Annotated in this window: 3 protein-coding genes and 1 pseudogene; 2 read left to right on the top strand and 2 right to left on the bottom strand. The window is 38.3% G+C overall.

Annotated features, from left to right (window positions below; genetic code table 11):
* Positions 1 to 199 precede the first annotated feature (199 nt).
* Both A5N85_RS12730 and A5N85_RS12725 read right to left on the bottom strand, forming a co-directional pair.
* A complete protein-coding gene (locus A5N85_RS12730; RefSeq protein WP_072577540.1) occupies positions 200 to 736 on the bottom strand; it encodes a TIGR03915 family putative DNA repair protein in 537 nt (178 codons plus the stop codon).
* Positions 733 to 1,998 carry a putative DNA modification/repair radical SAM protein gene (locus A5N85_RS12725; RefSeq protein ID WP_211268213.1) on the bottom strand — a complete coding sequence of 422 codons (1,266 nt, stop codon included), beginning with the start codon at positions 1,996 to 1,998 and terminating at the stop codon, positions 733 to 735. The genes A5N85_RS12730 and A5N85_RS12725 overlap by 4 nt, the downstream gene beginning before the upstream one ends.
* A 403-nt stretch (positions 1,999 to 2,401) precedes the next feature.
* Between A5N85_RS12725 and A5N85_RS14800 the strand changes: the two are divergent.
* Together A5N85_RS14800 and A5N85_RS17870 are read left to right on the top strand one after the other, a co-directional pair.
* Positions 2,402 to 3,438 (top strand): annotated as a pseudogene (locus tag A5N85_RS14800) (O-acetylhomoserine aminocarboxypropyltransferase/cysteine synthase family protein); the annotation flags it as partial.
* A gap of 95 nt (positions 3,439 to 3,533) precedes the next feature.
* Positions 3,534 to 3,672 (top strand): helix-turn-helix domain-containing protein (locus tag A5N85_RS17870; RefSeq protein ID WP_143143301.1); only part of this gene is annotated, 139 nt, incomplete at its 3' end.

Genomic DNA, 3,672 nt, shown 5'->3' with positions numbered 1-3,672 from the left:
CAGCTATAGACGGTGAATTTGCTGATCTTGTAGCGCTTTGCAACAGCGCGCCAAGTTTCTCCATTAGCAATATCGTTAAGAATTTTTTGTCGGAATTGGCTGCAGTAGGTCATAGGATATGCTCAGTTTGTTTTTGATAATTCTACTATAAGTCGTTCTTTATATCTGCTTTGGATAGATTGGATTATAAGTGATTTGACTATATATCCACAATGAGCCAAATTTGATCTGCAAACCGTGTAGCAAAAAACGGAGCAATCAGCGGCAAGATAGGAAAATCAGGGGCAATCGATGCATAAAAACAACCATTCTCTAGTTGGGAGAAACGCACAAAAGCTTTCATGCGATGAACTTCTCTTTGCACACGCCTTGCCCATTGATGGATAATTAAAACCTCATCTTGCGCATAATGATTTAATACCCATTGCTTAGGATTTGCGAGTGTGTATTTAATCAGTGAGAATAAAACAGCATCTCGTTCTGGTGCCGAAACCAGTAAAGCTTTTAAAACCAATTTTACCCCTTCTGTTTTCCATAACTGAGAGAGCTTTTTCCAAACCCTTTTCGCTTTTTGTTCGTCAGTCATCACCCTAATGTTTCGGCTAAAAAGATCGTTGGGCGCTGTTTCATCAGCCATTCGGGCATATAAAAGCTTTTCCTCATACGCAATAAAAACAGCGGTTAAAAAACCGTCCAAGCCATCTCTATAACGTAAAATAACTGAGGGTGATTTCATCGAAATAATCGTTGTTGTCGAGAAAGCGCTATGTTTTTCGCTTTTCCCATCATTGTTTGCAAGATACGCTGCTTTAAATGAATATCATCTAAGGCATTTTTTGGTGGTAAATGCCCTGCTGCGACAATAAAAAAACGTGCGCGATTAACGGCTGCCCCCATTTTCTGCAAATGCTCCAAAGTTAATCGCTGAGAACGTCTAGCACTTAATATCTTTCGAACCGTTTTATGCCCAATCCCCGGGACACGAAGTAGCATCTCTTTAGAGGCATATTGAATATACACAGGAAATAAAGCTCTATGACGCAATGCCCAAGCCAATTTCGGGTCAATATCTAAATCAAGAAAAGGATTTTCTGCAGTAACTATCTCATCAGGAGAAAACTGATAAAAGCGCATTAACCAGTCTGCTTGATACAATCGATGCTCACGCAACTGCGGCACTTCTGTCCCAACCGCTGGTAAACGATTATCCGCCAAAATAGGAACATAACCAGAATAATATACGCGCTTTAATTGCAACTTATCATAGCACCGCCCTGCTAATCGAATAATTTGTCTATCATTTTCATTTGTCGCTCCAACAATAAATTGCGTACTTTGTCCTGCTGGCGCATAACGTGGCGTGCTTCGAATATGTTTTCGGGTATCATTTAAGCTAATAATTTCATCCCGAACCGTCTTCATTGGCGCAATCATATCTTGATGATTTTTCTCAGGTGCTAATTGTTTTAAGCCACTTTCTGTGGGAATTTCCATATTGATACTTAAACGATCCGCATACAGTCCCGCTTCTTTAATGAGTTCATCTGATGCCTTTGGAATCGTTTTTAAATGAATGTACCCATAAAAACGTTCCTTTTCTCGTAAAGTTTTTGCAATCCTGACCATTCTAGCCATTGTATGGTCTGGGCTTTTAAAAATTCCAGAGCTTAAAAATAATCCCTCAATATAATTACGGCGATAAAAATTAATGGTAAGTGCAACAACCTCTTCTTCCGTAAACGCAGCACGCTCAATATCATTGCTCTTACGGGAAACACAATAAGCACAATCATAAATACAATGATTGCTTAATAAAATTTTTAACAACGAAACACAGCGCCCATCTTCTGTATAAGTATGACAAATCCCACTACTAGAAGAATTACCTAAGCCGCCTGTATTTTTCCGCTTACCTGCACTAGATGAACAAGACACATCATATTTTGCTGCATCAGCAAGAATTTTTAGTTTTTTTTGTAAACGTTCCTGATTGATCATTGTAACTAAAATTAAAGATTTCTATATTTATCGTAGAAAAATGAATAGCGCTTTATTGAAAATAGCTCTACTTAATTAACTTAGTACACCACCCTAACTCATTTAGAGAAAATACCACGTTATTATCAATAATGCTTTTTAAATATTCGATATAGTCAAATCAGCTAAAAAACAGAACGTTATCTACCGCCAGAATGGCTAGATAAGGGCTATAGGATGTTTTGTTTTTTAGCTGATCGCACTATAATAAGCGCAAGACTTTTGCTATCAACAAGATAGCATCTAATAACAGCATATCATTGATTTTTATCGCATAAAATATTTATTAAAAATCCTCTAGCCGAATTTTATAAATGCATTCGCACCTATCAAATGCCAATATAAGCTAAGATACTCCTTTACATTGAGGAGAAAAAATGAAATTTCAAACACTTGCCTACATGCAGGCCATCAACCAGAAGCCATCACTCACAGCGCTGCTGTTCCTATCTATTAAATAACATCCTATACTTTTGACAATACCCAATACGGTGCAGATCTTTTTGATTTAAAAGTAGAAGGCAATATTTATACGCGCATTATGAACCCGACCAATGCGGTATTAGAAGCGCGTTAATGCCTTAGAAGGAGGAATTGGTGCATTAGCCGCTGCCTCAAGGAGGACGGCAATTACTTATACCATACAAACCATTGCTTGCACAATGGTGTAACATTGTTTCAAACAGCCAATTATATGATGGAACTTATAATCTATTTGCGCATACCTTTTCTAATCAAGGAATTGAAGTACGTTTTGTCGATGCAAACGACTTCTCTGCTTTAGAAGTAACTATTGATGAACAAACTCACGCATTATATTGTGAGTCTATTGATAATCCAGCTAGCAATATTGTCGATATCTCTCGCTGGGCAGAAATTGCAGAAAAACATGGCATTCCGCTCATTGTAGATCATACCGTCGCAAACCCTCATTTATGCCGACCATTTGAATATGGCGCATATATTGTGGTGCATTCATTAACCAAATATATCGGCGGTCATGGCACAACCATTGGTAGAATGATTGTTGATAGCGGGAAATTTGATTGGAAAAAACATGCCAAGCGCTTTTCTATGCTAAATACTCCCGCTCCTTCCTATCAGAGAGTTATTTATACTGAAGCATTAGGTGCCGCCGCTTATATTGGCCGCTGTAGAGTCATTCCTTTACGAAACACGGGGCAGCGCTCTCTCTCTTTAATGCTTTTCAGTTACTACAAGGATTAGAAACGCTCGCTTTAAAAATGGATAGACACTGCAGAAATGCAAAAAAAAACGGCACCATGGCTAGCTAATCATCCAAAAGTTCGAAGCGTCAATTATGCCACACTCAAAGATAGCCCTTATCACGCACTCGCTCAAAAAATCACACAGGGAAAAGCCAGTGGGATTTTAAGCTTTGAGTTATAGTCAAATCACTTAGAATCCAATCTATCCAAAGCAGATATAAAGAACAACTTGTAGTAGAATTATCAAAAACAAACTGAGCATATCCTATGACCTACTGTAGCCAATTCCGACAGAAAATTCTTAACGATATTGCTAATGGAGAAACTTGGCGCGCTGTTGCAAAGCGCTACAAGATCAGCAAATTCACCGTCTATAGCTGGATTAAAAATCCCATCCTAAAGGCTT

The organism is Suttonella ornithocola (assembly GCF_001889065.1).
GTDB lineage: Bacteria > Pseudomonadota > Gammaproteobacteria > Cardiobacteriales > Cardiobacteriaceae > Suttonella_A > Suttonella_A ornithocola.
The sequence above is the reverse complement of the archived record's forward strand: the minus strand, read 5'-3'. Positions and strand labels throughout refer to the sequence as shown.

What these genes read in the sequence shown, in the direction of transcription:
- A5N85_RS12730 (WP_072577540.1), bottom strand. Translation starts at nt 736, where the DNA reads ATGAAATCACCCTCAGTTATTTTACGTTATAGAGATGGCTTGGACGGT.
- A5N85_RS12725 (WP_211268213.1), bottom strand. Translation starts at nt 1,998, where the DNA reads ATGATCAATCAGGAACGTTTACAAAAAAAACTAAAAATTCTTGCTGAT.